The organism is Pseudorhodoplanes sp. (genome assembly GCF_059499825.1).
Map to the genome: position 1 here is coordinate 212,790 of NZ_JCABZI010000002.1, position 25,745 is coordinate 238,534.

Here is a 25,745-nt window from a genome sequence, read left to right on the forward strand (position 1 = left end):
GGTTTTGTCGTTTTCCCGCTTTGCCGTTTTCTCGCTTTACTGGGGCTTTTTCCATTTGATAACCATCGCGCCGCCGCATTCCCAGTCCACTGGGCGTGGGGGTTCGCGGGGAATTTCATGGCAGCATTCGCACGATTGACCGGTCTGGCGGCATTGACATGGGCCGGCACCGTATCGGCGGCACTCGCCCAGCAGCCGCTTCCGCCTCCGGCCTATCCGCCGTCGGGGGCGACGATCAGCGCCCGCGAGCAGACCTGCCAGCGGCTGGAAGCCCAGCTCGCCGCAATCGGCTCCGGTGGCGATGCTGCGCGCGCCGACCAGATCCGGCGGCTCGAAGATCAGATGGGCCGCCAGCAGGCCGAACTCGACCGCGCGCAGACCCAGGCGCGGCGTCAGGGCTGTGATCAGCCCAATTTCTTCCAGCTTTTCGGCGGCGGCGGCCGGTCTGAGCAATGCGCCCCGCTGAACACCCGCATCCAGCAGATGCGCACCAATCTCGCGCGCGTGCAGGGTGATTTGCAGCAGCTTCAGAGTTCCAACAGCCCCGGTTTCGAACGCGAGGGACAGCGCCGCAGCGTGCTGAACGCGCTGGCCCAGAACGATTGCGGCCCGCAATACCGCGCGCAGGCCGCACGCGGCACGCCGGGCAATTTCTTCGAGCAATTGTTCGGCGGGCCGGGTTCGACCTCAGGGCCCGAACAGGATACCGGCGTGGGCGGGTACCGCACGGTTTGCGTGCGCACCTGCGACGGCTATTTCTTCCCGATCTCGTTCTCGACCTCGCAGGATCGCTTTGTCGACGACGAGGCGACCTGCCAGCGGATGTGCCCGGCCGCCGAAGTGATGCTGTTCTCGCATCGTACCTCAGGCGAGGACATGCAGCAGGCGGTATCGACCAGTGGACAGCTCTACACGCAGATCCCGAACGCATTCAAATACAAGACCGAGTGGAGCAAGACCTGCACCTGCAAGGCGGCGGATGAAAGCTGGGCCAATGCGGTGAAGGAGGATCCCAACGCGCCACAATCGGCGCAAGGCGATATTGTAGTGACCGAGGAGCGCGCCAAGGTCATGAATGCGCCGCGCGACGCCAAGGGCCGGCCGATCCTGCCGCCTGGACAGAAGAAGGGCGCGACCGCGACCGCACCGGTCCAGACTGCCGCTCCCCCGCCCGAGCCGGTCGATCCGAACGCGCCGAAAAAGCCGATCCGCACCGTCGGGCCAAAATTCATCGAGCAATGATTCGGGCTGCTGTCACTCCGGCGTGCGGATTGCACGCACGCCGCAAGTGACACCACTCAAAAATCGAACGCGTCCGATCTCGGCGTTGCGCTGACGATGGTCGTATCCGGCTTCGGCAATGGCGTGCCCGGATCGCGGAATTTGTTGGTGATCGGATAGCGCCGGTCCCGTCCGAAGCCGCGCAACGTCACCTTCACGCCCGGCGCCGCCTGCCGCCGCTTGTATTCCGCCAGATTCAGCATCCGGTCGACGCGCATGACGATTGCGGCGTCGTAGCCCTCCGCCACGATATCCGCGATCGGCTGCTCGCGCTCGACCAGCCGCTCGAGAATGCCGTCCAGAATGTCGTAGGGCGGCAGCGAATCCTGATCCTTCTGGTTCTCGCGCAACTCCGCCGTCGGCGGCTTCTCGATCACGTTTCGCGGGATCACCACGCCATCCGGACCGAGCGCATTATCGGGCTTCCAGCCATTGCGCAAGGCGCTGAGACGGAACACCTCGGTCTTGTAGAGATCCTTGATCGGATTGAAGCCGCCATTCATGTCGCCATACAGCGTCGCGTAACCGGTCGACATTTCGGACTTGTTGCCGGTAGTCATCACCATCGAACCGAACTTGTTGGACAGCGCCATCACGATGGTGCCGCGCGCGCGCGCCTGCAGATTTTCTTCGGTCACATCACGCGGGAGACCTTCGAATAGCGGCGACAGACTTTGCTCCAGGCCCAGCACCGCGGTCTCGATCGGCAGCACGTCATAACGGATGCCGAGCGCATTCGCGACCGCGGCGGCATCGTCGAGCGATTCCTGCGAGGTGAATTTGTACGGCAACATCACCGCGCGGACCCGATCGGGTCCCAGCGCATCGACGCCGATCGCCGCGACCAGAGCGGAATCGATGCCGCCCGACAGCCCGAGCACGACGCCCGGAAACCCGTTCTTGCCGACATAGTCGCGCAGCCCCAGCATGCAGGCCGTGTAATCGGACTTGTCCTGCGGCATCATCGGGACGATCTCGCCTGCTTCGCAATGCCAGCCCTCCGTGCCGCGCTGCCAACGCGTTGTCACCACCGCCTCGGCGAAGGCCGGAAGCTGCACCGCGAGCGAAGCATCCGCGTTCAGCACGAAGGAGCCGCCCTCGAACACGAGTTCATCCTGCCCGCCGACCTGATTCACATAGATCAGCGGCAGCCCGGTTTCCTTGACTCGCGCGACCGCGACGCTGAGCCGCTGGTCCACCACCCCGCGCCGATAGGGCGAGCCGTTCGGCACCAACAGGATTTCGCCACCGGTTTCGGCGATGCATTCGGACGGCTCTGGTCCCCAGATATCCTCGCAGATCGGAACCCCGATCCGCACCCCCCGGAACGCCATCGGGCCCGGCATCGGCCCGACCGCGAACACCCGCTTTTCGTCGAACACGCCGTAATTCGGCAGATCGACCTTGAAGCGCAATCCGGCGATCCGTCCGCCCTCCAGCAGCGCCGCGGCGTTATAGAGCTTGCCGTCTTCGACCCAAGGCGTGCCGACGATCAACGCCGGCCCGCCCTGCGCCGTTTCGCGCGCAAGCTCCTCGATCGCCGCGCGGCAGGCCGCCTGAAAGGCCGGCTTCAATACCAGGTCTTCCGGCGGGTAACCGGCTATAAACAGCTCGGGAAACAGGATCAGGTCGGCATCGCGAGCGCGCTCGCGCACGGCGCGCACCTTAGCGGCGTTGCCGGCCACAGCCCCGACTACGGGATTAACCTGCGCCAGGGCGATCGTAAGGGTGTCGGCGGGGCGAGCGTTCATGGGGTTGATCTAGCGCGGGCCATGGCCGGACCGCAATTGCGCGGTCAGCGCATCAGCTCCGACAGCCGCTCCCAGATCGCCACCAGCCAAACCGCGCCGGCGAGCAGCAGGGTCAGGCCGACCGCGGCCGAGCCCATATCCTTGACCTTGCCGATGATTGGATCGTGCTCCAGCGTCACCCGGTCGGCCAGCTTCTCGATCGCGGTGTTGAGCAATTCCACGATCATCACCGCAACCACGACCCCGATCAGGGCCAGCGCGGACGAAGCGGTGGTGGCGATGATGAGGGCTAGCGGCGCGGCAATCGCCAGCGCGATCAATTCCTGCCGGAACGCCGCCTCGCTGGACGCAGCAGCGCGCAGGCCGTTCATGGTATTGAGCGTCGCCCGCCACATTCGCTGCATATCGGCCCCCTGCCCGCGGCGGACTAAATCAGAAAATGCCGCTCGTGGGATAGGGCCCGAATTTGAACGACCCCTGCACAAAGACGCCGTAGCTCTCGACCTTCCAGTCGACCGGCTGCGGAAAGGCATTTGCCCCGACCACATTGCCCTCGAAATGGGTGAGACCGTTGCTGTCCATGCGCCAGTAGCGGCCACCCACAGCGACACTGACATCGCGGTTCACGGCATAAGTCAGGGCGGCCTCAAGCTGGTAGCCATTCCCCTGCCCGTCTTCCGGGATTTCGCCTGTAAAGCTGCCGGGCGACGTGCCGATGCGCAGCCAGTGCGAATCGCCGCCATTCAGCTTCACATAGGGAAGCCACGCGGCGTCGAGCGTCAGACTGAACGGCCCGCCCAACCTGATTGTCGCGTCGAGCCCGACGCGCAACGAATTCCAGTGATTGCTCTGGGTGATGACGAGGACATCGTTCGGGACCGGATTGCCGCAGATCGCATTGTTCGCGGCGATCTGTCCGCAGCCATAGGCACTCACGCTCTGATCGAGATAGTGATAGCCGGCGTACGCGCCAAGCCGAAAATCCGGGCGGCGGATCAGATTGTATCCGAGGTCGATGCTGGCATAGGCCAAGGTGCCCTCGCGCTGCTCGCTGTTGGTGGACGAATACGGCGTGATGAAAGGCGGGAAATCCTCGTCGTTGAGATTGCCGCGGTTGACGATGCCAATGCCGGCATAGCCTTTCAGATAGAATCCGGAGGTGTGATCGACGCGGCCATAGGCTTCGATCGCATGCCCCTGCAGCCCGTCATAGGTCAGCCGCGAGACCATCGCATTTCCCGCGATGTTGTAGAGGTTCTTCGCGGTCTCGCCGAAATTCATCCAGTAGCGCAGCCCGAACTCGCCCTGGAAGGCCGGCACCACGATCACGGGCGCAGCCTTGAAATCGTGCCAGCGTTTCGCCACCGGCGACGGCGCCGAACCCGTCACCATCGTCTCCGGCGCTGACAGCACCGGCGCCGCCGGGACGCTTGCCGGTTTTTCAACTGCCGTGACGCCCGCGGGCTTTTGCTGATCGCCACCAGTGGACACCGATACGTTCGGCCATTGCGGTTCGTAAATGTTCGGCCAGCGCGCAGCGTCATCCTGTGCGGCGTTGGCGATCGCGGCCATGCCGAGCACGGCCGCGATCGCAACAAGTAGCGTGGCCGGATAGATCCGAAGCGCCACGTTGAGCCCCCTGTTTTGCCGTGCGCTTTTGCAGCGCATCTGGGGACCAGAATTGATTCAAATTGTCTGCAATTCCTTTCCACGATGGCAGGCATAAGAGGGTCAACGGTCGCAGCGTTAACGGCCGGCAAATTTCGCGGCACGCAACCGTGCCGGCTATGAAAAAAGGCCCGGTAAACCGGGCCTTTTCAGCATCAAGACTTCCTTCATTATGCTGCGCTGGACCGCGCCGCGGCTAGAGCCCCGCCACCTGCGGCAACGGTTGGGCGTGCACCGCGCGCTCCTTTTTCAGCAATTCGGCGACCAGAAACGCCATGTCGATCGACTGTTCGGCGTTCAGCCGCGGATCGCAGAAGGTGTGATAGCGATCGTTCAGCTCGGCGTCGGAGATCGCGCGCGCGCCGCCGGTGCATTCGGTGACGTTCTGCCCGGTCATCTCCAGATGCACGCCGCCGGCATAGGTGCCTTCGGCCGCATGCACGGCGAAGAACGCCTTCACCTCGTCGAGAATGCGGTCGAACGGCCGGGTCTTGTAGCCCGACACCGAGCTGATGGTGTTGCCGTGCATCGGATCGCAGGACCACACCACGACCTTGCCTTCGCGCTTCACCGCGCGGATGAGAGCCGGCAGATGCTCACCCACTTTCTCGTTGCCGAAACGGCCGATCAGGGTCAGCCGCCCCGGCTCGTTATCGGGATTGAGGATGTCGATCAGCCGGATCAAATCATCGGGCTTGAGCGACGGACCGCATTTCAGCCCGATGGGATTTTTGATGCCGCGGCAGAACTCGACATGGGCGTGATCGGGCTGGCGGGTCCGGTCGCCGATCCAGACCATATGACCCGAGGTGCAGTACCAGTCGCCGCTCGTGGAATCGACGCGCGTCATAGCTTCCTCGAAGCCGAGCAGCAGCGCTTCGTGGCTGGTATAGATATCGGTGGTGCGTAACTCGGTCTGGCTTTCGAGATCGAGTCCGCAGGCGCGCATGAAGCCGAGCGCCTCGGAAATCCGGTCGGCCAGCTCCTGATAGCGGCGGGCCTGCGGCGAGTCCTTCACGAAGCCCAGCATCCATTGATGCACGGTGGCAAGATTGGCGTAGCCGCCATGAGCAAAGGCGCGCAACAGATTCAGGGTCGCGGCAGACTGGCGATAGGCCTCGATCTGGCGTCGCGGATCGGGAATGCGCGCCTCGGGGGTGAACTCGTTGCCGTTTACGATGTCGCCGCGATAGCTCGGCAATTCCACATCGCCCTTCTTCTCGGTCGGCGAAGAACGCGGCTTGGCGAATTGGCCTGCGATGCGACCGACCTTCACCACCGGCGATCCGCCGGCAAAGGTCAGCACCACCGCCATCTGCAGGAAGACGCGGAAGAAGTCGCGGATATTGTTCGGCCCGTGCTCGGCGAAGCTTTCGGCGCAGTCGCCGCCCTGGAGCAGGAACGCCTCGCCGGCGCTCACCCGCGCCAGCTGCTTCTTCAGATTGCGGGCCTCGCCTGCAAAAACCAGCGGCGGAAAGCTGGCGAGCTGCTTCTCCACGGCGGCGAGCGCCGCCTGGTCCGGGTATTCCGGCACCTGCACGATGGGCTTCTTGCGCCAGCTTTCGGGCGTCCAACGCTCCGGCATAATCGGTACTCCTGCGGCCGCGGCGATCTCCCCGGCCCGTCTGTCTTGGCGGCGTTATACCCGCACTTGGTTCAAGCCGCCACGCCCGCGTTCCGCGCGAATTTCGGGCCGGAAGCCGGGTCCGCTACTGCCCTTTCGAGCCGAGATAGCGGTACAGCGTCTCGCCCCACCACGGGCTTCGCACTTCTGTCAGCAATGTCACGCTGACCGGCTTACGCAGCGGGCTGCCGGCCGGCAGCGCGAAGGCATAATGCTGCTGGTCGAAGACCACGTCGAGCAACTCGATGCTGCGGCGAAAATCCTGGTTGATGGTCCAGGCCAGCAGCGGCCGGTCATAGACGAACGCATCGAGGTCGCCGTCACGGATCGCCTTCAGGCCGTCCCTGGCGGTCGGAAAACTGTCGAACGCAATCCGCAATTTCTTGAGCGTCTCCTCGGTTGAGGAGCCGGCGACCGCACCGACCCGCACCTTTGACAGGTCGGTCACGCCCTGGACCGCGCCCTGCAAATGCCGGACGGTCAGGGCCGAGGTAATGGCCGCCGTGAAGACCGCAATGGTAATGATCGAGCCCACCATCCAGAGCATCGCCACGAAGCGGCCCGGCATGGTGCGCGGGCCCTGCTGGCCGATGCCACGCTGGGTCATGGCAACCGTGGTCCACCAGACGCTCGAACTGAGCCCCTTGGCGACGCCGCCACCGAATTCCTCGTTGTGGCGCCGCTCCAGCAGCCAGACGACGAAGCCGACCACGAGTGCGAGACCGATCAGCGCCAGCACCGCCCGCAGAAAGTTGAAGGACGTGAGCGTCCGCATCACCGGCGCGAAGCTTGCGGTTTCACCGGACGCGACCGCGATGCCGAGCCCGGTGCCATAGAAGGCGGACGTGAAGTCGAGAATTTCCTCGCGCGCGGAGGTCACCGTCAATGCCGCCACCGCAATATCGATTTTCCCCTGAGCCGTTGCGTCGATCAGCCCGGGTACGGTTTCCTCTTCATGGAAACGGAATTTGAGGTTCTGCTTCTCCGCGATCCGCCGCCAGAGCTCGATGCTGATACCGGTCCACTGCCCGTCCGGGCCCTTCATCGCGAATGGGGCCGCTTCCTTGGTGCCGACGACGATCTCGCGCTGGAGCAACGACTCGAGGTCCGACGGCTTCGCGGATTGTGCAAAAGCCGGCGCCGCTGCGACCATGATGGCGGCTGTAAGCACCGTGACAAACCGGCACATTCGCCGGAGGTATCTGCGCGAAGGAGAGCTCATTCCCGGATGCTGCGGTTTCGACCCGATCCGGTTCCATATCACAGAAGCACAGGATTCAGGATTCCTGCGGGCGAAGAGTTAACGGCAGCGATGGCCCGGTCCGTGAACCGTGGCATAGCCTCAACGCGGCGGGATCGACGCGGATGTCGGAGATTTCCGCAGGTTTATTCCGCTGCCTCGCGTTGCGGCAGCGGCGGAAAGAAACTGCCGTACAATTCGGGGCGCTGCCATTGTGGGCCAAGGACGCCCTGCTTCGCGCCAAACGACTTTGACGCGCTGACACTGTCGAGACCTGTGCGCATCTGCCTGATGCGGGAGATGTCAGCGTCCACGAAGAACAATCCGGGCGCTTCGCTTTCGAACAGGACCTGCTCGGGAGCGGCTACGATCGCGAGGCCGCGGTCGGTCTCGCTCAGCATATTCTGGGTCGATACCACAATGGCGAGGTTCTCGATCGCGCGCGCATACAGGAGCGTTCGCCAGCCCTCGTGCAACCGCCCCTTTGGCGTTCCTGCCGGCATGAAAATGATCTCCGCGCCGCGCAAGGCCAGCGCGCGTGTCACCTCCGGCATGTAGACCTCCGAGCACATCGAAAGGCCGACCTTGCCGTGCACGGTGTCAAAGACCGGGTAATCGTCCCCCGGCACATACTGGAATTCCCACGCCGTTCCGCCGGTATAAATCCATGGTCCATTGGGATGGGTGCGCCGATAGCTGACGACTGTGCCGTCGGGATAGGCCATGCATGTCAGATTGTAGGCCGTCGCTTTCGCCGGATCGATCGGCTCCAGCGTTCCGAACACGACATGAATCTTGTTCTCGACCGCGGCGCGCGATATCGCGGGTGCAGGATCGAACGTCGCCGGCATTCGCCACGGACCGGGATAGCTCTCCGGCAGGCAGACGAAGTCAGCGCCGCCGGCGGCGGCGCGTTGGATGAAACGGATCGCGTCGGCGACGTTCTTCTCAGCCTCCGCGGGATCATGAGCCAAGGGCTGGGCCAAGCCGATACGAAACGCAGTCATGGGTCACTCCAGGGCCGGGATTTAGAACGCAGTGCCGCGCTCGGCGAATTCGGCTGCGCGGCTATTCCGCAGCCTCGCGTACATAGGTCGCGGCCTTGGTGCGCATGGTGACCAGCTCCTCCGCGGCCGTCGGATGAACCGCCATCACGCGGTCGAAATCCGCCTTGGTCGCATTCATCTTGATCGCGATCCCGACCAGCTGGATCATTTCGCCCGCGTCCGGACCGACGATATGACAGCCCAGCACCCGGTCGCTCTCGCCATCGACCACAAGCTTGAAGAAGCATCGGGTGTCGCGCGCCGCGAGCGTCATCTTTAGGGTGCGAAAGCTCGACTTGTAAATGTCGACGCGCGCATAGGCGTGCCGCGCTTCCATTTCGGTCAATCCGATCACCCCGACTTCCGGCTCCGAAAACACGGCGGTCGGGATATCGGTGTGGTCGACGATGACTTCCTTGCCACCGAACACGGTATCGGCGAAGGCATGACCCTCGCGGATCGCAACCGGCGTGAGATTGATCCGGTCGGTGACGTCGCCGACGGCGTAGATATGCGGCACCGATGTGCGCGAAAACTTATCGACCTTGATCGCGCCCTTTTCGTTCAGTTGCACGCCGGCCCGCTCAAGCCCAAGCCCGGATACATTCGGGCGGCGGCCGGTCGCGAACATGACCTGGTCGACCACCACGGCTTCATGATTCGACAGCGAAACGCAGAGGCCGTGGTCGACCTTCTCCACCCCCTCGACAAGTTTGCGGGTCAGGATGCGGATGCCGCGCTTCTCCATCTCGCTGCGCAAATGCTCGCGGATATCGTCATCGAATCCGCGCAGGATGTTGTCGCCGCGATAAACCAGAGTGACCTCCGACCCCAGTCCGCGGAAGATGCCTGCGAACTCGACCGCGATATAGCCGCCGCCCTGGATCAGGATGCGCTTCGGAAGCGCCTTCAGATCGAGCGCTTCGTTCGACGAGATCACGTGCTCCAGTCCCGCGATATCGGCACCGTGCGAAGGCCAGCCGCCGGTCGCGATCAGGATATGTCTGGCGCGCACGATCTCGCCGGTCGCGACCAGACGCACACGATGGGCATCCTCGAGCACCGCGCGGCTGCGCACGATGTTGACCTTCGAGCGTTCGAGATTGGAGACATACGCTCGCTCCAGCCGGTCGATCTCCAGATCCTTGTTGGCGATTAGCGTCGGCCAGTCGAAAACCGGCTCGCCTACGGTCCAGCCATAGCCGGCGGCGTCATGAAACTCGTCGGCGAAGCGGGACGCATAGACGAGGAGTTTTTTCGGAACGCAGCCCCGGATCACGCACGTGCCGCCGACGCGGAATTCCTCTGCGATCGTCACTCGCGCGCCGTGGCCTGCGGCGATCCGCGCCGCACGCACGCCGCCGGAGCCGGCACCTATGACGAAAAGATCGACGTCGAAATCGGTCATGATGCGGGCGCGACCGGACTCAGAACGGATGGCCGCGCTTCTTCATTTCGGCGCGGAAGCGCTGAAGAATTTCATCGTTCAGCTTGATCGCCCATTCCTGGGCGGCCGTCATCGAGCGATCGACGAAAGCCGGCTCTTCGGTCAGGATCTTCTTTCCGAGCGGCGATTTGTAGAACGCAATCGTGTCCTTCATTTCCTGCTCGGTGAAGCGCGAGGCGTAAATTCTGGCAACGTCGGCACGCAGTGTGTCCAAACGCGGCGCAAATTCCTTGCGCAGGTTGTTGGCCACGTCGTTCAGATCCTTGAACAGGTTCGGATTCATCTGCATCAGCGAGGATTTCGACTTCTCGATCACGCCCGGAATCACCGCGTCGAAAATCGACATCGACCCCTTGATCTCGAGGATTTCGTTGGCCAGCGCCAGCGAAGCCTTCGATGGCTGCTGCGCAAGCGTCGGCGTTGCTGAAAGCAGAAATGCTGCAAGACCGGCGGCGGCCAAACGAACCAGCGGTTGAACACTCATTGAGACAACTCCTTTGAGTCTGAAAGATATCATGATCCGGTTTGCCGCTCGATCACTCGAATTCCCGAGGGACCGGCAACGATCGCGGTACCAGCGAGCTCCAGAAAAAGTCCATGCTCCACCACTCCCGGTATCGCGACAAGCGCGTCGGCGAGTTTATCGGGATCGGGAATACGGCCCAGCGACGCGTCGATGATGCGGTGCCCCCCATCGGTGACAAATGCGTGACCGTCCGCTCCCATCCGCAGTCTCAGATTGGCGGGTAGGCCCAGCCATTCCAGCGCGTGACCGATCGCCATCACGGTCGCAGCCATGCCGAACGGCACGATCTCGATCGGCAACGGAAAGGCGCCCAGCGCCGGCACCAGTTTCGATTCGTCCGCGATCACGATCATATGGGCGGAGGCCGCCGCCACGATCTTCTCACGCAGCAGCGCGCCGCCGCCACCTTTGATCAGCGCGAGGCCCGGTCCGATTTCGTCGGCGCCGTCGACCGTCAGGTCGAGGCGGGGTGTTTCTTCGAGGGTCGTCAGCGGTACGCCGACCCGTCTGGCGTCGGCTTCGGTCGCCTCCGACGTCGGGACGCCAATCACATCGAGGCCCGCCGCCACGCGCTCACCCAGCAATTCGACGAAATGGCGCGCCGTCGACCCGGTGCCGAGGCCGAGCCGCATCCCGGGGCGCACGAAATCGAGTGCGCGGGCGGCAGCCTGCCGTTTCATTGCATCGGACGTCATGGAGACCGTCTGTCCTCAAGAATAACCGGCCGGTTGTCTAGCCCCGATCCGCCCAGGAACCTAGCCCCTCGGCAAGACTTGATTTCGCCGCCGCAGCGGCTTAGCCCGGCGCCATGCCCGATCGCCCGCCCCCGCCCATCGTGGTCTTCGACCTTGACGGAACGCTCGTCGACACCGCGCCCGACCTGATCCACGCTCTGAATGCGATCCTCGGGGACGAAAGCATACCGGCGATCCCCTTTGACATCGCGCGGCCGATGATCGGCGCCGGGGTGCGACCGCTGCTGGAACAGGCGCTCGCTGAACGCGGACAATTCCCGGGCGAAGCGGCAATGGATGAGCTGTTTGCGCGCTATATCAGGCGCTACCAGGACCATATCGCCGACCGCTCCCGCCCCTATCCCGGGCTGGAGAATGCGCTGGACCGGCTCGGCGCAGACGGTTTCACCTTCGCGGTCTGCACCAACAAATACGAGGCGCTGTCGCTGCGGCTGCTGGATGCGCTTGGGCTGACCTCGCGTTTCGCCGCGATCTGCGGGCAGGACACGTTCGCGATGAAAAAGCCGGACCCCGATTCGTTGCGGCTCACCATCGCGCGCGCCGGCGGAGATGCGACCCGCGCCGTCATGGTCGGCGATTCCGAAACCGATGTGAGTGTTGCTCGCGCGGCGGGAATTCCAGTGATCGGGGTCGATTTCGGCTACACCCGGACCCCCATGGCCGAACTCCGGCCGGATCGTCTGATCGGACATTTCGATGCTCTGCCTGCTGCCGTGTTCGATCTCGTTGTAGTTGCAGGCCAGAGCCCGGCGGGCGGTAGGAATTAACCATAATGGAACCAAAACAGCCGTAAAATTGACGCTGTTTGCGGCTTTTTCATTCACACGCGTGTCATCTTGTAAGGCGCGATAGAGGACCTTTCGGTGGTTGCACAGGGGGCTCGGCTCTTATGGTCCCGGCCAGAGGGTCGTGGCGCCGAAATCGGCCCAGCGATGGACAAGACCCATGGTTAAATACCTGACGATTTTTGCGTGTGGCATCGCCCTCGCCGGCTGTTCCAGCTCGGGCGACTTGATGCGGACCGCAACGCCGACCGTCCCGCTGCAATTCGAATCCACCCCTCCGGGCGCGGAAATCAAGACGTCGGGCGGGCAGACCTGCCGCACCCCCTGCGCGCTGGCGGTTCCGGCGGCCGATTTCCAGGTGACCTACAGCCTGAACGGCTATCAACCGCAGACCATCCCGGTGAAACTGATCCCGCCCGAAGACATTCGCGGCAACGAGGAAATGGGTCTGACCGGCGCGCCGCCCCGCTTCGACCAAAATCCGGTGGTCGCCGAGCTGACGAAAGTGGCGCCGCGCCGTGCGCCCGCCAAGCGGCCGCGGGTCGCCAATCAGCCGCCCGCAGAGCAGCCCGCGGCAGCGCCGCGGCAGCGTGCCCAGCAGCCGTCAGCCGACGGCGGGTTCGCGCCGCCGCCCTCGACCAGCGGCTTCAATCCGCCCCCGGCCCAGAGCGGCGGATTCGGACAAACTCAGCAGCAAAATCCGGCCGGCGCCTGGCCGGCACCGTCGCAGACGCGCTGATCGCGCATCGCTTGACAGGTATCGGCGGCAACACTTAAGTGCCGGGCCTTTCGGGCGCGTAGCTCAGCGGGAGAGCACTCCCTTCACACGGGAGGGGTCACAGGTTCAATCCCTGTCGCGCCCACCATCATTGCCATGAAAAGTCACGATGCGGTTGTGGTAGCCGCCGTGTGCTTCCGATCCCATCAAACTCGTCTTCTCTGTTCGCACGACCACCGGTGCGCCGCGCACGCGACCTGTCGCCATGCACCGTGGAATGCGCTTGCGGCACGTGCGTCCGAATGATTTTACTATGCCCTGTGCCGGTTCGCCGGCCTCGTCATTTCCGCTTGGGGAGCCGTGAAATGCTGGTGCGTCTCCTGACCGCGGGCTTCGTTGCCGCGATCGCGGTGTCGTCGGCTTCGGTCGCGAGTCCGGTTATCACCGATCCCGATGGCCGGCTCGATGGCGGCGCCGCGCAGGGCGCCAAGTCGAGGGGGCTGTTCGAGATCTTCGCGCTCCGGCGCCAGGAGGTCGGGTTCGAGACCAAGGAAAAGCCCGGCACCGTTATCGTCTTCACCAAGGACCGCAAACTCTATTACGTGCTCGGCAACAACCGCGCGATCCGCTACGGGGTTGGCGTCGGCCGCGACGGCTTTACGTGGAACGGCATCCACACTGTCTCAAACAAGCGCGAATGGCCCGACTGGCGGCCGCCGCCGGAAATGCGGAAGCGCCAGCCCGGCCTTCCGGTTCACATGAAGGGCGGCCCTGGCAATCCGCTCGGCGCGCGGGCGCTCTATATCGGCTCGACGATCTATCGCATCCACGGCACGCACGATCCCGATTCCGTCGGCGAGGCCGACTCGTCGGGCTGCATCCGGCTGACCAATGACGACATCGTCCATCTCTACGAGCGCGTGAAGGTCGGCGCCAAGGTCATCGTCGTGAAGTGAGCCCTGTGTCGGTCCGGATGCGGCTCAAGGGCGCATCCGGAAGACTCTAGGCCGGCCGCGCGGCCGGCTCGCGTGTCAGCCCCTTCACCGCAAGCTCGTCGAGATAATCCTGCCAGTAGCGCGCGTGATTGCGGCCCAGCTCGGCGAAATAGTCCCACGCATAGATGCCGGTGGAATGCATGTCGTCGAAGATCAGACGCACCGCGTAATTGCCGATCGGCTGGATCTCCAGGATCATCACGTCGCGCTTGCCCGGCACGGTCTTGCGCTCGTCCGGGGAGTGCCCCTGCACTTCCGCGCTCGGACTCTTCACGCGAAGATATTCAGCCGGAAGCTCGAACCGCTCGCCACTGTCGAATGCGACGATCAGGGTCCTGCGGTCCTTGCTCAGGCGAAGTTCGGTCGGCCAGGCTTGCGCGGTGCTCATGCCTCCTGATAGCGCCCAAATCGCGCCTGTTCCAAGGGTTTTGCCGCAGCCCCGAAACCCCTATATGAAGGGTCGAGGCCTACTCATGAATGCTGCACCGCAACCGATTGAACTGAACCGCTCCGCGTCGCGCCCGCCGCTGGTGGATCCGTTCGCGCGTGCGATCTCCTACCTGCGGATCTCGGTCACGGACCGCTGCGACTTCCGCTGCGTCTATTGCATGTCCGAAGACATGGCGTTCCTGCCCAAAGCCGATCTGTTGACGCTGGAGGAACTCGACCGGCTCTGCTCCGCCTTTGTGTCGCGCGGGGTGCGCAAGCTGCGCCTGACCGGCGGCGAACCGCTGGTTCGGCGCGGCATCATGACGCTGTTTGCCTCGCTGTCGCGCCACCTGCGCAACGGTGCGCTCGATGAACTGACCCTCACCACCAATGGCTCGCAGCTCGCGAAATACGCCAGCGAACTGAAAGACCATGGCGTTGAGCGGATCAACGTATCGCTCGACACCCTCGATCCGGACAAATTCCGCGCCATCACACGCTGGGGCGATCTGTCTCGCGTGATCGCCGGCATCGACGCCGCGCAGGCTGCCGGCCTCAAGGTCAAGATCAATGCGGTTGCGCTCAAGGGCGTGAACGAGGACGAGATCGCGGACCTGGTTGCGTGGTCGCATGGCCGCGGCATGGACCTGACGCTGATCGAGGTCATGCCGCTCGGCGACGTCGGCGAAGCGCGGCTCGATCAGTATCTGCCGCTGTCGATGGTCCGTGGCAGACTGGCGGAACGCTTCACGCTGGACGAGATCGATTATCGCACCGGCGGACCCGCCCGTTATGTCCGCGTCGCCGAGACCGGCGGCCGGCTCGGCTTCATCACGCCGATGACGCATAATTTCTGCGAATCCTGCAACCGCGTCAGGCTGACCTGCACCGGCACCCTGTTCATGTGTCTCGGGCAGGAGGACGCGGCCGACCTGCGCGCACCTCTGCGTGCTTCGGAATCCGACGAACTGCTGCATGCCGCGATCGAAGCCGCGGTGGCACGCAAGCCGAAGGGCCATGACTTCGTCATCGACCGCCGCCACACCCGCCCCGCTCTCCCCCGCCACATGAGCGTCACCGGCGGCTGACGGCGGACTTTTCGGAACATCCCGGTGAGCCAATCCGCTGCCAACCGTCGCGGCATGATCGCGCTGACGTTCGGCATGGCCGCGTACAGCGTCAACGATGCCTTCGTGAAGCTGGTGGCGGCCGAACTGCCCTTCGGCCAGGTCCTGTTCCTGCGCGGGGCGCTGTCCGCGGTCATCTTCGTTGTGGTGATTGCGGCAACCGGCGGGTTCCGGCACATCCTCACCGCCGGCAAGCCGATCGTAATGTGGCGCGCGCTGTTCGACGCGCTCGGCACGATCTTTTTCATTGCCGCGCTCGTCAACATGAAGATCGCCGACCTCTCGGCCGTGGTCATGACCTCGCCGCTAATCCTGACCGCGCTTGCCGCGCTCACACTCGGCGACCGCGTCGGCTGGCGGCGCTGGGCCGCGATCGGCATCGGACTGGCGGGCACGCTGTTCATCGTCAAGCCGACGGCCGCGACCTTTGACGTCTGGGCGCTCGCCGGCCTGGCTGCGGCCTTTTTCTCGGCCGGGCGCGACCTTGCAACCCGGCGTATCGACCACACCGTGCCGTCACTCGTGGTTGGGCTCTACGGCACCATCGCGGTGACGCTAGCGGGCGCTGCAATCGGTCTTGGCGAGCGATGGACGATGCCAACCTCCGGGCAATGGGCGTTCATCTCAATCGCAGCGGCCTTTCTGGGTATCGGCACGTATCTGGTGGTGCATGCCTTCCGCGGCGTCGAGATCGCGGCAGTCGCGCCGTTCCGCTACACGCTCCTGCTCTGGATGGGGATCGCGGGCTATGTCGGTTTTGGCGAAGTGCCGGATCGATGGGCAATCGTCGGCGCGGGACTCATCGCGCTGAGCGGACTTTATGCACTTCACCGCGAGGCAGTGGCGCGGCGTGAGCTTGCGGCCAAGGCCCTTCCGCCGGCCTAGCCAAACTTTCCATTGACGGGCGCGGCAAGGTTCGGATTAGCTGTGGTCACGATGGCCGGGGCGGCCGTCCGTGAGCGCTTTCCAGCGCCGGGATCGAGGGGATTCCGTTACCGTGCAAGCTTTGCTCGCAGTGAGCCGCGTTATCGATTCGATCAATTTGCGTCTCGGTAAATGGGTTTCATGGCTCATCGTTGTCGTCGTCATCGTTTCGACCGCGAACGCTATCAGCCGCAAGCTTTTCGGGCTGTCCTCAAATGCCTGGCTCGAGCTGCAGTGGATCATGTTCAGCGTGATCTTCATGGCCTGCTCGCCATGGACGCTGATGTCCAACGAACATATCCGCATCGACATCGTGAACAGCATGTTCCCCAAAAGAGTTCGCGACTCGATCGATATATTCGGTCACGTTGCGTTCCTGCTGCCCTTCACCGTCGTCATGATCGTGACCGGCTGGCCGTTCTTCCTCGCGTCCTTCCGGCTCAATGAGCAGTCCTTCAATGCCGGCGGACTACCGCAATGGCCGGCCAAGTCGCTCGTGGTGATCGGATTCGCGCTGCTGTTCTTTCAGGGCATATCCGAACTGATCAAGCGCATTGCCGTGATGCGCGGCCTCATCCCCGACCCGTTCGAACAGACGCTGCATCCCGCGGAAGCCGAGGCCGAACGCCTTCTCGCCGACATCAAGCCCGATAAATGACAGCCGAGCGTATCGCCCAGCCATGACCCAGATCCTGATTCACTACATGGCGCCGATTATGTTTGGCTCCCTGGTGGTGTTTTTGCTGCTGGGCTATCCTGTTGCGTTCGCGCTGGCGGCAAACGGCCTGTTCTTCGGATTGATCGGCATCGAGCTCGGGCTGTTCCGTCCCGATTTTCTCGGCGCGCTTCCGGAGCGCGTCTATGGTGTCATGAACAACGACACCCTGCTGGCGATCCCCTTCTTCACCTTCATGGGATTGATCCTCGAACGCTCCGGCATGGCGGAGGATTTGCTCGACACCATCGGGCAATTGTTCGGCACCATTCGTGGCGGCCTCGCCTATGCGGTCATTTTCGTCGGCGCCCTGCTTGCCGCAACAACCGGCGTGGTCGCGGCGTCGGTCATTTCGATGGGACTGATCGCACTGCCAATCATGCTGCGATACGGCTACGATCGCAGGGTCGCGACCGGTATCATCGCGGCGTCCGGCACACTGGCCCAGATCATTCCGCCGTCGCTGGTCCTGATCGTGATGGCCGATCAGCTCGGCCGTTCAGTCGGCGACATGTACGAAGGCGCCTTCATTCCCGGCCTCGTGCTGTCGGCGATCTATGCAGGCTACGTCTTCCTGGTCGCGAGCCTGAAGCCTGCAGCCGCCCCTGGCCTGCCGCTTGAGGCGCTGACATACAAGGAGCCGGACGGCAGCCGCGGCTTGCCGTCACTCTTCATCGTGGTCGTGTTCTCCGGCGTTGCTGCCTATCTTTACATGCGCACCACGAATGTCACCGCAGGCTCCGACTTCGTCGTCCTGACCATGTCGCTTGGGGTCGCGATCGCATTTTCGATCGCGATCATAAACCGCATCACACGGCTAAAGCTGCTTTCGGTGATGGCCGAGCAGGTCATCTTCGTGATGGTGCCGCCGCTGGCGCTGATCTTCCTGGTGCTCGGCACCATCTTCATCGGCGTCGCAACGCCGACGGAAGGCGGCGCCATGGGCGCGGTCGGGGCGATGTTGCTCGCCATTTCCAAGGGCCGTCTGACTTTCGATCTGACGCGGCAGGCCGCGCAATCCACAGCCAAGCTGGCGTCGTTCGTGATTTTCATCCTGATCGGCGCGCGGGTGTTTTCGCTGACCTTCTACGGCGTCGACGGTCACCACTGGGTTGAGCAATTGCTGGTCGGACTTCCCGGCGGACAGACTGGCTTTCTGATTGTCGTGAACGTGTTCGTGTTCCTGCTGGCCTTCTTCCTCGATTTCTTCGAGATCGCCTTTATCGTCATCCCCCTGCTCGCTCCCGCGGCCACCAAACTCGACATCGACCTGATCTGGTTTGGCGTGATCCTTGCGGTCAACATGCAGACGTCCTTCATGCACCCACCGTTCGGTTTCGCGCTGTTCTATCTGCGATCGGTGGCGCCGCGAACATCCTATGTCGACCGGGTCACCGGCAAGACCATGCCACCGGTTACGACCGGGGAGATTTACTGGGGCGCTGTGCCGTTCGTATTCATCCAGTGCATCATGGTGGCGCTAGTCATCGCCTTCCCGAGCATGGTCATGCACTACAAATCCGGACGAGTGGCGGCCGACCCCTCGAAGGTCGAGGAACAGCTCAGAAATCTGCCGGGCATCGAAATGCCGCCGCCGATTCAGTTCGACATGCCGCCGGTCATCAAGTGACAGCGTTGACGGACTGAGCGGGCGCGGTTGGACGACGCGTAAAGTCTCGGGCCATCAGGCCTTGCGGCCATGCCGCAACGAACTTGCACCAGCCGGATTGCGGTCCCGCTCAGCCGCGGGCGCGGGCGCGGATCATGAAACTGTCGTAGCCATATTCGGCGACCTGCCACCACAGATATTGCTCGTTGCGGAACGCCATCACGCTGTCGAGAACTTTCTTGAAGCCCGGATTCTTGGCCGAGGTCTCGGTGTAAAGCTCATTCGCGGCGGCATAGCAGGCATCCATCACCGACGGCGGAAACGAACGCAGTTGTGCACCGCCGCCGACCAGGCGACGCAGCGCCGCCGGATTGGCCGCATCGTAGCGGGTCATCATGATGGTGTTGGCGACATGCGACGCGGAACTGACGATGGACTGATAGCTTTTCGGCAACTGGTTCCATTTGCCGATATTGATGAAGTTATGCAGCATCGGGCCACCTTCCCACCAGCCGGGATAATAATAATAGGGCGCGACCTTGTTGAAACCGAGTTTCTCGTCGTCATAGGGACCGACCCATTCCGCGGCATCGATCGTTCCCTTCTCGAGAGCCGGATAGATGTCACCGCCGGCAATCTGCTGGGGCACCACACCAAGCTTCGCCAACACGCGGCCGGCAAATCCGCCAATCCGCATCTTCAGTCCCTTCAGATCGGCGGTACTTTTGATCTCCTTGCGGAACCATCCGCCCATCTGTGCGCCGGTATTTCCCGCGGGAAACGCAATGATGTTGTACTTCTTGTAGAAGTCGTTCATCAGCTCGATGCCGTTGCTGTTGAACATCCAGGCGTCGATCATGCGCTGGTTGAAGCCGAACGGAATCGCCGTACCGAAGGCGAAGGTCGGGTCCTTGCCGACATAATAATACGAAGCGGTATGACACATCTCGACCGTACCGCTGGTGACCGCATCGGCGGCTTGCAGACCGGGGACGATTTCGCCGGCGGCGAACACCTGAATCTGAAACCGGTTGTCGGTGGCTTCGGCCACAGCTTTGGAAAAGACCTCGGCGGCCCCGAAGATGGTGTCGAGCGACTTCGGATAGCTGGACGTCAGGCGCCATTTGATGTCAGGGCTCGATTGCGCAATGGCGGGTGCTGCAATTGTACTGGCCGCAAATCCCGCGGCCGTCGCCTGCAAGAACGATCTGCGTTTCATGGGGTCCCTCTCCAAAAAATGGGCGAGGCCTGTTGCGTGCCGTGGTTGCGCTTGCGGTCGTTCTGCTCGCCCCCGCAATCATGCGCACACCGAAACGCAATATCCACAAAGATTAAGAGCCGGCCCGTTGGGGCCGGCTCCTAAGATAGCACCTGACGCCGCGGGATCAGGAGCGGGTTCGCGCCCTGATCATGTAACTGTCAAAGGCGTATTCCGCGACCTGCCACCAGAGATATTCGTCACTGCGGAACGCAATCAGATTGTCGTAGATCTTCTTGAAACTCGGATTGCTCGCGGTAATCTCGGCATAGATGTCGTTCGACGCCTTGAAGCAGGCATCGAGGATCGGTTGCGAGAACGGCCGCAACTGCGCGCCGCCGGCCACCAGACGTTTGATCGCGAGTGGGTTTTCCGCGTCGTACTTCGCCGTCATCGTGATGTTGGCAGTATCGGACGCGGAACGAACGACCTGCTGATAGCCCTTCGGCAGCTCGTTCCATTTATCGATATTGATGAAGTTATGGATCGACGTGCTGCCTTCCCACCAGCCGGGGTAATAATAGTACGGCGCGACCTTCTGGAAGCCGAGCTTCTCGTCGTCGTACGGCCCGACCCATTCGGCAGCGTCGATGGTGCCCTTTTCGAGCGCAGGATAGATTTCGCCACCGGCGATCTGTTGCGGCACCACGCCGAGTTTCGACATGACTTGGCCGGCCAGACCGGCGATCCGCATCTTGAGACCCTTCAGGTCGGCAACCTCCTTGATCTCCTTGCGGAACCAGCCGCCCATCTGACCGGTGGTGTTGCCAGCCGGAAGCGCGATGAATTTGAACTTGGCGTAGAACTCATCCATCAGCTTGCTGCCGCCATGCTGATAGAGCCAGGAATTCTGCATGCGCGTATTCAGACCGAACGGAATGGCGCTGGCGAGTGCGAAAGTCGGATCCTTGCCGACATAGTAATAAGACGCGGTCTGGCACATCTCGACGGTACCGTTGGTGACGGCATCGGCCGCGGCAAGACCGGGTACGATTTCGCCGGCGGCGAATGGCTGGATCTGGAATTTGTTGTCGGTTGCTTCCGCAACCGCCTTGCAGAACGTTTCGGCGCCGCCCCACAATGTGTCGAGCGACTTCGGGAAACTCGAGGTCAGGCGCCATTTGACGTTGGGGCTTGATTGCGCGATGGCGGGTTTGGCAATCGCGGCCGCAGCCGCGCCCGCTCCAATCGTCGCGATGAATTGACGGCGTTTCATATCCTTCTCCCGTAGAGGCTTTTGATTGCGGTTCCCGGCCCGGCGAGCGGCCAGCATGGCCGGCGGCGACGATGACGCTCCTGCCGGACCCAGGCAAGGGGCTCGGCTTTCACAAATCACCGGCGCAGCGTCAATGCACAATTCGGTTGGGGACGCGCTCTAGGGGGCAGAAAACCGGCTACCGCAGGCCGGATACCGCCAATTTGGCCGCCGACGCTGCGGATTGCAGGTCCGCCGCGCTGACCTTCGGCTTTTCGGGACGTTTGATGCCGGGAAAAGCCTGCTCACCCAGCGTCACTGCCCGTCGCAAAGCGGCTTCCTTACCGGGATCGATCTTTTTCAGGTAAGGCAGCGCATCCCGGGCCTCGGCGCGCGCCGCCATCGCGAAACCAAGGCCGTCCAGATAGGCCTCCAGGCCATCGTCTTTCTGCACCACCACGTATTGTGCTGCAGCGCGATCGGCGAGTTCGGCCGCGATTTGCGCGCGTACGGCCTGGGCGGGAAGCTTCGATTTGGGCGCCTTCCTGTTCGCTTCGGCAAGGGCCGCGAATACCGCATTTGCTTTTCGCGTGACCTCAGCCAGGGGCTTCTTCTCGGCCGCGGCGGCAACGGCAGCTTCCAGCTTGGCGCCAAGGCCGGTGACGCCGAGCGTCTTGAACACCTCTTCCATCGCGACGTAGATCTCGGACAGGCCGTGCGCGAACATCTGCGCGCCGGCCTCCTGCTCCTGGCCCTGATAGGCCGCGAGCCCGGCATAATAATGCGCGGCGATCACCTGGAGCGCGACGCCATATTCCACCGGGTCCTTGGCGGCGGCTTCGACGTTGATGCCGCCTTCGCCGCCCTCCCCGCCTTCGCCACCTTCTCCGCCCTGGCCGACCGTGAGCGCCTGCGCGAGAATTTGCCGCCGCAGGTCGGCACTCATGCCATCATGCGTTGACGATTGCGCCGGCCGGACCAGTTGATCATTCCCATCCGCTGCAGGCACCGGTGACGATCCAGCGTGACCGGCGACAATGAAAGCGCCGACGCCGATCCAGATCTTGCGGCTCTTGTTCATCACGTTGTCTCACCAAGGCTATGCAGCGATACCTAATGTGAATCCATAGTCCCGCGGACGGACGAGGCCAACAGCGATGTATTTGAATTTTTCCAATTCAAATCCGGTGCATTTGCGAAACCGCGTATTTTCGTGGCAAGGCGTCAGGCCATGCAGATCGCGATTGCAGATATTCTGAAACCCGACGACCTCACCACGGTCCACGCCGCGCTGGCGAAGGCTCGCTTCATCGACGGTCGCGAGACCGCAGGTTTCGCCGCGCGCCAGGTCAAGGACAATCGTCAGGCCGATTCCGGGGACAAAAGTCTTGACGCGGCTCGCGGCCTGGTCGCGGCGCGGATCATGGACAACGATCTGTTCCGGATCGCAGCGCGACCGAAAGCGCTGAGCCCGCTGCTTTTCTCGCGCACCGAAACCGGCATGCAATATGGCGTGCATGTCGACGATGCGATCATGGGCGGCATGCGCACCGACATCGCCTTCACGCTGTTTCTCGATCCACCCGACGCCTATGACGGCGGCGAGCTCGTGATCGAGAGCGCCGCCGACGACAGCGCGATCAAGCTATCGGCCGGTTCGATGATCGTCTATCCGGCCACGACCTTGCACCGAGTCGCGATGGTGACGCGCGGACAGCGGCATGTGGTTGCGGGCTGGGCGAGAAGCCTGGTGCGCGACGCAGCGCAACGCGAACTCCTGTTCGATCTCGATACCGCGCGCCGCACGATTTTCGCGCGCGATGGCAAGACCGCGGAATTCGACCTTATTTCGAAATCGCTCGCAAACCTGCTGCGGATGTGGGCCGACGACTAGGTCAATCGGACGCGTGCGAACGCACAGCCGTCATTTTTTTTCCGGGGGCTTCACATTGACGTTGATCTTGATCGGCTTCCACTCGCCATCGGACATCACGTAGCCGAGGTCATAGAAAACGTGGCTGGGCGTGGTGTCGAAATGTCCGTTGAGCGACAGCACGCCGCGGTCATCGACCTCGGCCGGCTTGTCCGCCACCGGCGTTTTTGCCGCAATCAGATCGATATCGATCTTCTGTTCGACGAATGGCTTGAACACCTCTTTCAGCCGCTCGGGCGAAAACTGGTCGCGGAACGGCTTCGACAATTTGGAATGCAGCACCGTGTAATTCTGCGTCAGATTCGCATCATTGAAGGTCAGAAGCGTGGTCTTGATCAGGATCTCCTGCTGGGCCGGTTCCGGCGGCTTCTGGGCATGTGCCGGAACAGCCCAGACCGCGCCAGCCGCTGCCGCAACGGCCACGCAAAAAACCTGAAGCGATCCATTCTGCCGAGCACGCATTCGGCCCCTCCATTCCCCTGAATTCCGGATATCGTCCGCCAACAATGCCGTCAGCGGGGCGAGAGGACAAGATGGTGCGCCATTAGGCCTCGATCACGATCTTCGGTGCCGCACGCCCCGCCCCCGGTCCCGCCAGGGAGTCCCGGAGCTTCTGCGCGATGTCGCGATAGACCTTGGCATGCGGTCCATCCGGCTGGGTTGCAACCACCGGCAGCCCGGAATCGGACGTCTCGCGGATGGTCATGTCGAGGGGAACGGCACCGAGGAACGGCACATTCAGCCGTTCCGCCTCGTGCTTGGCGCCGCCGTGACCGAAGATGTCGGAGCGCGTGCCGCAGCTGGGACATACGAAATAGCTCATATTCTCGATCACGCCGAGAATCGGCACATTCACCCGCTTGAACATGGCGACCCCGCGCCGCGCGTCGATCAGTGCCAGATCCTGCGGCGTCGACACGATCACGGCGCCGGCCAGCGGCACCTGCTGCGCCATGGTGAGCTGCGCATCTCCGGTGCCGGGCGGCATGTCGACCACCATGATGTCGAGTTGGCCCCACTCCACCTCGCGCAGCATCTGGGTCAGCGCCGACATCACCATCGGGCCGCGCCAGATCATCGGCGTTTCTTCCTCGATCAGGAACCCGATCGACATCACCTGGAGATCGTAACGGCTGATCGGCTTCAGGCGCGTGCCGCCCACGGTCTGCGGCTTTTCGCGGATCGCCAGCAGCTTCGGCATCGACGGGCCATAGATATCGGCGTCGAGCACGCCGACTTTCAGGCCGAGATCGCGCAGCGCCAGCGCCAGATTGATCGAAGTGGTGGATTTGCCGACGCCACCCTTGCCGGAGGCGACCGCGATGATCGCCTTGACGCCGGGAACTCCGGACGGTCCGGACGGCGCGCCTTTAGCCTGCCCCTTCGCTGGCGAAGCCGCCTGCGGCGGCGGCGCGCTTTTCGCACCGCCCGCGCGCTCGGCGGTGAGCGCCACCATGGCGGAGACGACACCCGGCATCGCCTTGACCGTGTCCTCGACCTGCTTGCGCACCGGCTCCCAGGCCTTCACCTCGGCCGCATCGACGCTGAGCGAGAAGAAAACCTTCCCCTCCGTCACCACGATGTCGGACAGGACGCCGCGATCGACGAGCGTCCCTCCGCCCGGCGCTGCGATGGCCGCAAGCCGCTCACGGATCTGATCGTTTGTGGGTGCCACGTCGGTCTCCTCGCCGATTTTCAGGCCCTAGATAGGGCGGGTTGACGGGGGCGCACAAGGCGTCACATTGGCCGCCGATCGAAGGACCGGGCGGCGGATCGGTAGCAGACGAGCGCCCCAATGCATCGACGGGAGGACTTCAATGGCGAAGGTGGCGTTTCTGGGTCTCGGTGTCATGGGCTATCCGATGGCGGGGCATCTGAAGACCAAGGGCGGTCACGAGGTCACCGTATACAACCGCACCGGCGCCAAAGCTGCGAAATGGGTCGCCGAATTCGGCGGAAATAGCGCGCCGACGCCGAAACAGGCGGCCGAGGGTCAGGATTTCGTCATGTGCTGCGTCGGCAATGACGACGATCTTCGGCAGGTGACGCTCGGGCCGGACGGAGCCTTCGCCGCGATGAAAAAGGGATCGGTCTTCGTCGATCACACCACCGCGTCGGCCGAGATTGCGCGCGAATTGTACCAGGCGGGGAAGGAACGCGGCTTCGAGGTGATCGATGCGCCGGTCTCGGGCGGGCAAGCCGGCGCCGAGAACGGAGTTTTGACCGTGATGTGCGGCGGCGATGCCGGCCCGTTCGGACGCGCAGAGACGGTAATCGCGGCCTACGCGCGCGCCTGCAACCTGATGGGCGCCGCGGGCGCAGGCCAACTCGCCAAGATGGTCAATCAGATCTGCATCGCGGGGCTGGTGCAGGGCCTCTCGGAGGGCCTGCATTTCGCGAAGAAGGCCGGGCTCGACATCGAGAAGCTGATCGCCACCATTTCTAAAGGCGCGGCGCAATCGTGGCAGATGGAGAACCGCTACAAGACCATGGCCGAAGGCAAATTCGAGTTCGGCTTCGCGGTCGACTGGATGCGCAAGGATCTAGGCATCTGCCTCGCCGAAGCCCGCAGGAACGGCGCGCATCTTCCGGTCAGCGCGCTAGTCGACCAGTTTTATTCCGAGGTCCAGGCGATGGGCGGAAAGCGCTGGGACACATCGAGCCTGATCGCGCGCCTGGACCGCTTCTAGCGGCTTTGCGTGGTCGCCTGCGCTTATTC

Annotated in this window: 25 protein-coding genes and 1 tRNA gene; 11 read left to right on the forward strand and 15 right to left on the reverse strand. The window is 63.2% G+C overall.

The genetic code is table 11. From position 1 onward, the window contains the following. The first annotated feature begins 117 nt into the window (after positions 1-117). Positions 118-1,242, forward strand: a complete 1,125-nt coding sequence (locus AC5I5I_RS04400) for a DUF2865 domain-containing protein (RefSeq protein ID WP_495970273.1) — start codon at positions 118-120, stop codon at positions 1,240-1,242. A gap of 56 nt (positions 1,243-1,298) precedes the next feature. Here AC5I5I_RS04400 and AC5I5I_RS04405 read toward each other — a convergent pair whose 3' ends face one another. The 9 genes from AC5I5I_RS04405 to rpiA all read right to left on the reverse strand — a co-directional run bounded on the left by AC5I5I_RS04405 (position 1,299) and on the right by rpiA (position 11,278). Further along, on the reverse strand, positions 1,299-3,032 hold the full coding sequence (locus AC5I5I_RS04405) for an NAD+ synthase (protein ID WP_495970275.1): 1,734 nt from the start codon (positions 3,030-3,032) through the stop codon (positions 1,299-1,301). Between the two features lie 44 nt (positions 3,033-3,076). After that, positions 3,077-3,436 (reverse strand): diacylglycerol kinase, encoded by a 360-nt coding sequence (locus tag AC5I5I_RS04410; RefSeq protein WP_495970277.1) that lies wholly within the window; start codon positions 3,434-3,436, stop codon positions 3,077-3,079. A gap of 28 nt (positions 3,437-3,464) precedes the next feature. Beyond that, a complete protein-coding gene (locus tag AC5I5I_RS04415; protein ID WP_495970279.1) occupies positions 3,465-4,661 on the reverse strand; it encodes an omptin family outer membrane protease in 1,197 nt (398 codons plus the stop codon). Between the two features lie 235 nt (positions 4,662-4,896). Next, positions 4,897-6,285, reverse strand: a complete 1,389-nt coding sequence (locus AC5I5I_RS04420) for a class II 3-deoxy-7-phosphoheptulonate synthase (RefSeq protein ID WP_495970281.1) — start codon at positions 6,283-6,285, stop codon at positions 4,897-4,899. Positions 6,286-6,409: 124 nt separating this feature from the next. Further along, entirely contained in the window at positions 6,410-7,495 is a 1,086-nt protein-coding gene (locus tag AC5I5I_RS04425; protein ID WP_495970283.1) for a transporter substrate-binding domain-containing protein, read from the reverse strand. 215 nt (positions 7,496-7,710) lie between these two features. Beyond that, positions 7,711-8,571 (reverse strand): carbon-nitrogen hydrolase family protein, encoded by an 861-nt coding sequence (locus AC5I5I_RS04430; protein WP_495970285.1) that lies wholly within the window; start codon positions 8,569-8,571, stop codon positions 7,711-7,713. Between the two features lie 61 nt (positions 8,572-8,632). Beyond that, a complete protein-coding gene (gene gor, locus AC5I5I_RS04435; RefSeq protein ID WP_495970287.1) occupies positions 8,633-10,018 on the reverse strand; it encodes a glutathione-disulfide reductase in 1,386 nt (461 codons plus the stop codon). Between the two features lie 19 nt (positions 10,019-10,037). Next, a complete protein-coding gene (locus tag AC5I5I_RS04440) occupies positions 10,038-10,541 on the reverse strand; it encodes a DUF2059 domain-containing protein (protein WP_495970289.1) in 504 nt (167 codons plus the stop codon). 29 nt (positions 10,542-10,570) lie between these two features. After that, positions 10,571-11,278, reverse strand: a complete 708-nt coding sequence (gene rpiA / locus AC5I5I_RS04445; protein ID WP_495970291.1) for a ribose-5-phosphate isomerase RpiA — start codon at positions 11,276-11,278, stop codon at positions 10,571-10,573. Between the two features lie 113 nt (positions 11,279-11,391). Here rpiA and gph point away from each other — a divergent pair, with 113 nt between their 5' ends. From gph to AC5I5I_RS04465, 4 genes are all read left to right on the forward strand, one after another. Further along, positions 11,392-12,105 (forward strand): phosphoglycolate phosphatase, encoded by a 714-nt coding sequence (gene gph / locus AC5I5I_RS04450; RefSeq protein ID WP_495970293.1) that lies wholly within the window; start codon positions 11,392-11,394, stop codon positions 12,103-12,105. A gap of 178 nt (positions 12,106-12,283) precedes the next feature. Further along, positions 12,284-12,862 carry a PEGA domain-containing protein gene (locus AC5I5I_RS04455; protein WP_495970295.1) on the forward strand — a complete coding sequence of 193 codons (579 nt, stop codon included), beginning with the start codon at positions 12,284-12,286 and terminating at the stop codon, positions 12,860-12,862. A 52-nt stretch (positions 12,863-12,914) separates the two neighbouring features. Then, a tRNA-Val gene (locus AC5I5I_RS04460) sits at positions 12,915-12,989 on the forward strand. Between the two features lie 217 nt (positions 12,990-13,206). Beyond that, on the forward strand, positions 13,207-13,797 hold the full coding sequence (locus tag AC5I5I_RS04465; protein WP_495970297.1) for a L,D-transpeptidase: 591 nt from the start codon (positions 13,207-13,209) through the stop codon (positions 13,795-13,797). Between the two features lie 46 nt (positions 13,798-13,843). Here AC5I5I_RS04465 and AC5I5I_RS04470 read toward each other — a convergent pair whose 3' ends face one another. Beyond that, positions 13,844-14,224, reverse strand: a complete 381-nt coding sequence (locus AC5I5I_RS04470; protein WP_495970299.1) for a gamma-butyrobetaine hydroxylase family protein — start codon at positions 14,222-14,224, stop codon at positions 13,844-13,846. An 85-nt stretch (positions 14,225-14,309) separates the two neighbouring features. Here AC5I5I_RS04470 and moaA point away from each other — a divergent pair, with 85 nt between their 5' ends. From moaA to AC5I5I_RS04490, 4 genes are all read left to right on the forward strand, one after another. Then, positions 14,310-15,353, forward strand: a complete 1,044-nt coding sequence (gene moaA, locus AC5I5I_RS04475) for a GTP 3',8-cyclase MoaA (protein ID WP_495970301.1) — start codon at positions 14,310-14,312, stop codon at positions 15,351-15,353. A gap of 24 nt (positions 15,354-15,377) precedes the next feature. Then, complete coding sequence (locus tag AC5I5I_RS04480; RefSeq protein ID WP_495970303.1) at positions 15,378-16,277, forward strand: DMT family transporter; 900 nt, start codon at positions 15,378-15,380, stop codon at positions 16,275-16,277. A gap of 112 nt (positions 16,278-16,389) precedes the next feature. Further along, complete coding sequence (locus tag AC5I5I_RS04485) at positions 16,390-16,974, forward strand: TRAP transporter small permease subunit (protein WP_495970305.1); 585 nt, start codon at positions 16,390-16,392, stop codon at positions 16,972-16,974. Between the two features lie 22 nt (positions 16,975-16,996). Next, entirely contained in the window at positions 16,997-18,661 is a 1,665-nt protein-coding gene (locus tag AC5I5I_RS04490) for a TRAP transporter large permease (protein WP_495970307.1), read from the forward strand. 109 nt (positions 18,662-18,770) lie between these two features. Here the strand turns inward: AC5I5I_RS04490 and AC5I5I_RS04495 are convergent, their stop codons facing one another. The 3 genes from AC5I5I_RS04495 to AC5I5I_RS04505 all read right to left on the reverse strand — a co-directional run bounded on the left by AC5I5I_RS04495 (position 18,771) and on the right by AC5I5I_RS04505 (position 22,174). Beyond that, a complete protein-coding gene (locus AC5I5I_RS04495; RefSeq protein ID WP_495970309.1) occupies positions 18,771-19,859 on the reverse strand; it encodes a TRAP transporter substrate-binding protein in 1,089 nt (362 codons plus the stop codon). Positions 19,860-20,025: 166 nt separating this feature from the next. Then, positions 20,026-21,114: a TRAP transporter substrate-binding protein gene (locus AC5I5I_RS04500; protein WP_495970311.1), complete on the reverse strand. Its 1,089-nt coding sequence runs from the start codon at positions 21,112-21,114 to the stop codon at positions 20,026-20,028. Between the two features lie 178 nt (positions 21,115-21,292). Then, positions 21,293-22,174, reverse strand: a complete 882-nt coding sequence (locus tag AC5I5I_RS04505) for a hypothetical protein (RefSeq protein ID WP_495970313.1) — start codon at positions 22,172-22,174, stop codon at positions 21,293-21,295. Between the two features lie 150 nt (positions 22,175-22,324). Here AC5I5I_RS04505 and AC5I5I_RS04510 point away from each other — a divergent pair, with 150 nt between their 5' ends. Continuing rightward, complete coding sequence (locus tag AC5I5I_RS04510) at positions 22,325-22,987, forward strand: Fe2+-dependent dioxygenase (protein WP_495970315.1); 663 nt, start codon at positions 22,325-22,327, stop codon at positions 22,985-22,987. Positions 22,988-23,017: 30 nt separating this feature from the next. On the opposite strand, the gene AC5I5I_RS04515 is transcribed toward AC5I5I_RS04510, so the two are convergent. After that, the gene (locus AC5I5I_RS04515; protein ID WP_495970317.1) at positions 23,018-23,449 is read right to left on the reverse strand and encodes a hypothetical protein; all 432 of its coding nucleotides are present in this window, start codon (positions 23,447-23,449) and stop codon (positions 23,018-23,020) included. Between the two features lie 121 nt (positions 23,450-23,570). Next, complete coding sequence (locus AC5I5I_RS04520; RefSeq protein WP_495970319.1) at positions 23,571-24,701, reverse strand: Mrp/NBP35 family ATP-binding protein; 1,131 nt, start codon at positions 24,699-24,701, stop codon at positions 23,571-23,573. A gap of 142 nt (positions 24,702-24,843) precedes the next feature. Between AC5I5I_RS04520 and AC5I5I_RS04525 the strand changes: the two genes are divergently transcribed. Further along, a complete protein-coding gene (locus AC5I5I_RS04525; RefSeq protein WP_495970321.1) occupies positions 24,844-25,716 on the forward strand; it encodes an NAD(P)-dependent oxidoreductase in 873 nt (290 codons plus the stop codon). Positions 25,717-25,745 lie beyond the last annotated feature (29 nt).

Excerpts from the sequence above, each read along its gene's own strand:
- AC5I5I_RS04400 (WP_495970273.1), top strand. The coding sequence starts at position 118 with ATGGCAGCATTCGCACGATTGACCGGTCTGGCGGCATTGACATGGGCC.
- AC5I5I_RS04405 (WP_495970275.1), bottom strand. The coding sequence starts at position 3,032 with ATGAACGCTCGCCCCGCCGACACCCTTACGATCGCCCTGGCGCAGGTT.
- AC5I5I_RS04410 (WP_495970277.1), bottom strand. The coding sequence starts at position 3,436 with ATGCAGCGAATGTGGCGGGCGACGCTCAATACCATGAACGGCCTGCGC.
- AC5I5I_RS04420 (WP_495970281.1), bottom strand. The coding sequence starts at position 6,285 with ATGCCGGAGCGTTGGACGCCCGAAAGCTGGCGCAAGAAGCCCATCGTG.
- AC5I5I_RS04430 (WP_495970285.1), bottom strand. The coding sequence starts at position 8,571 with ATGACTGCGTTTCGTATCGGCTTGGCCCAGCCCTTGGCTCATGATCCC.
- gor (WP_495970287.1), bottom strand. The coding sequence starts at position 10,018 with ATGACCGATTTCGACGTCGATCTTTTCGTCATAGGTGCCGGCTCCGGC.
- AC5I5I_RS04440 (WP_495970289.1), bottom strand. The coding sequence starts at position 10,541 with ATGAGTGTTCAACCGCTGGTTCGTTTGGCCGCCGCCGGTCTTGCAGCA.
- rpiA (WP_495970291.1), bottom strand. The coding sequence starts at position 11,278 with ATGACGTCCGATGCAATGAAACGGCAGGCTGCCGCCCGCGCACTCGAT.
- gph (WP_495970293.1), top strand. The coding sequence starts at position 11,392 with ATGCCCGATCGCCCGCCCCCGCCCATCGTGGTCTTCGACCTTGACGGA.
- AC5I5I_RS04455 (WP_495970295.1), top strand. The coding sequence starts at position 12,284 with ATGGTTAAATACCTGACGATTTTTGCGTGTGGCATCGCCCTCGCCGGC.
- AC5I5I_RS04465 (WP_495970297.1), top strand. The coding sequence starts at position 13,207 with ATGCTGGTGCGTCTCCTGACCGCGGGCTTCGTTGCCGCGATCGCGGTG.
- AC5I5I_RS04470 (WP_495970299.1), bottom strand. The coding sequence starts at position 14,224 with ATGAGCACCGCGCAAGCCTGGCCGACCGAACTTCGCCTGAGCAAGGAC.
- moaA (WP_495970301.1), top strand. The coding sequence starts at position 14,310 with ATGAATGCTGCACCGCAACCGATTGAACTGAACCGCTCCGCGTCGCGC.
- AC5I5I_RS04490 (WP_495970307.1), top strand. The coding sequence starts at position 16,997 with ATGACCCAGATCCTGATTCACTACATGGCGCCGATTATGTTTGGCTCC.
- AC5I5I_RS04495 (WP_495970309.1), bottom strand. The coding sequence starts at position 19,859 with ATGAAACGCAGATCGTTCTTGCAGGCGACGGCCGCGGGATTTGCGGCC.
- AC5I5I_RS04500 (WP_495970311.1), bottom strand. The coding sequence starts at position 21,114 with ATGAAACGCCGTCAATTCATCGCGACGATTGGAGCGGGCGCGGCTGCG.
- AC5I5I_RS04505 (WP_495970313.1), bottom strand. The coding sequence starts at position 22,174 with ATGAACAAGAGCCGCAAGATCTGGATCGGCGTCGGCGCTTTCATTGTC.
- AC5I5I_RS04510 (WP_495970315.1), top strand. The coding sequence starts at position 22,325 with ATGCAGATCGCGATTGCAGATATTCTGAAACCCGACGACCTCACCACG.
- AC5I5I_RS04525 (WP_495970321.1), top strand. The coding sequence starts at position 24,844 with ATGGCGAAGGTGGCGTTTCTGGGTCTCGGTGTCATGGGCTATCCGATG.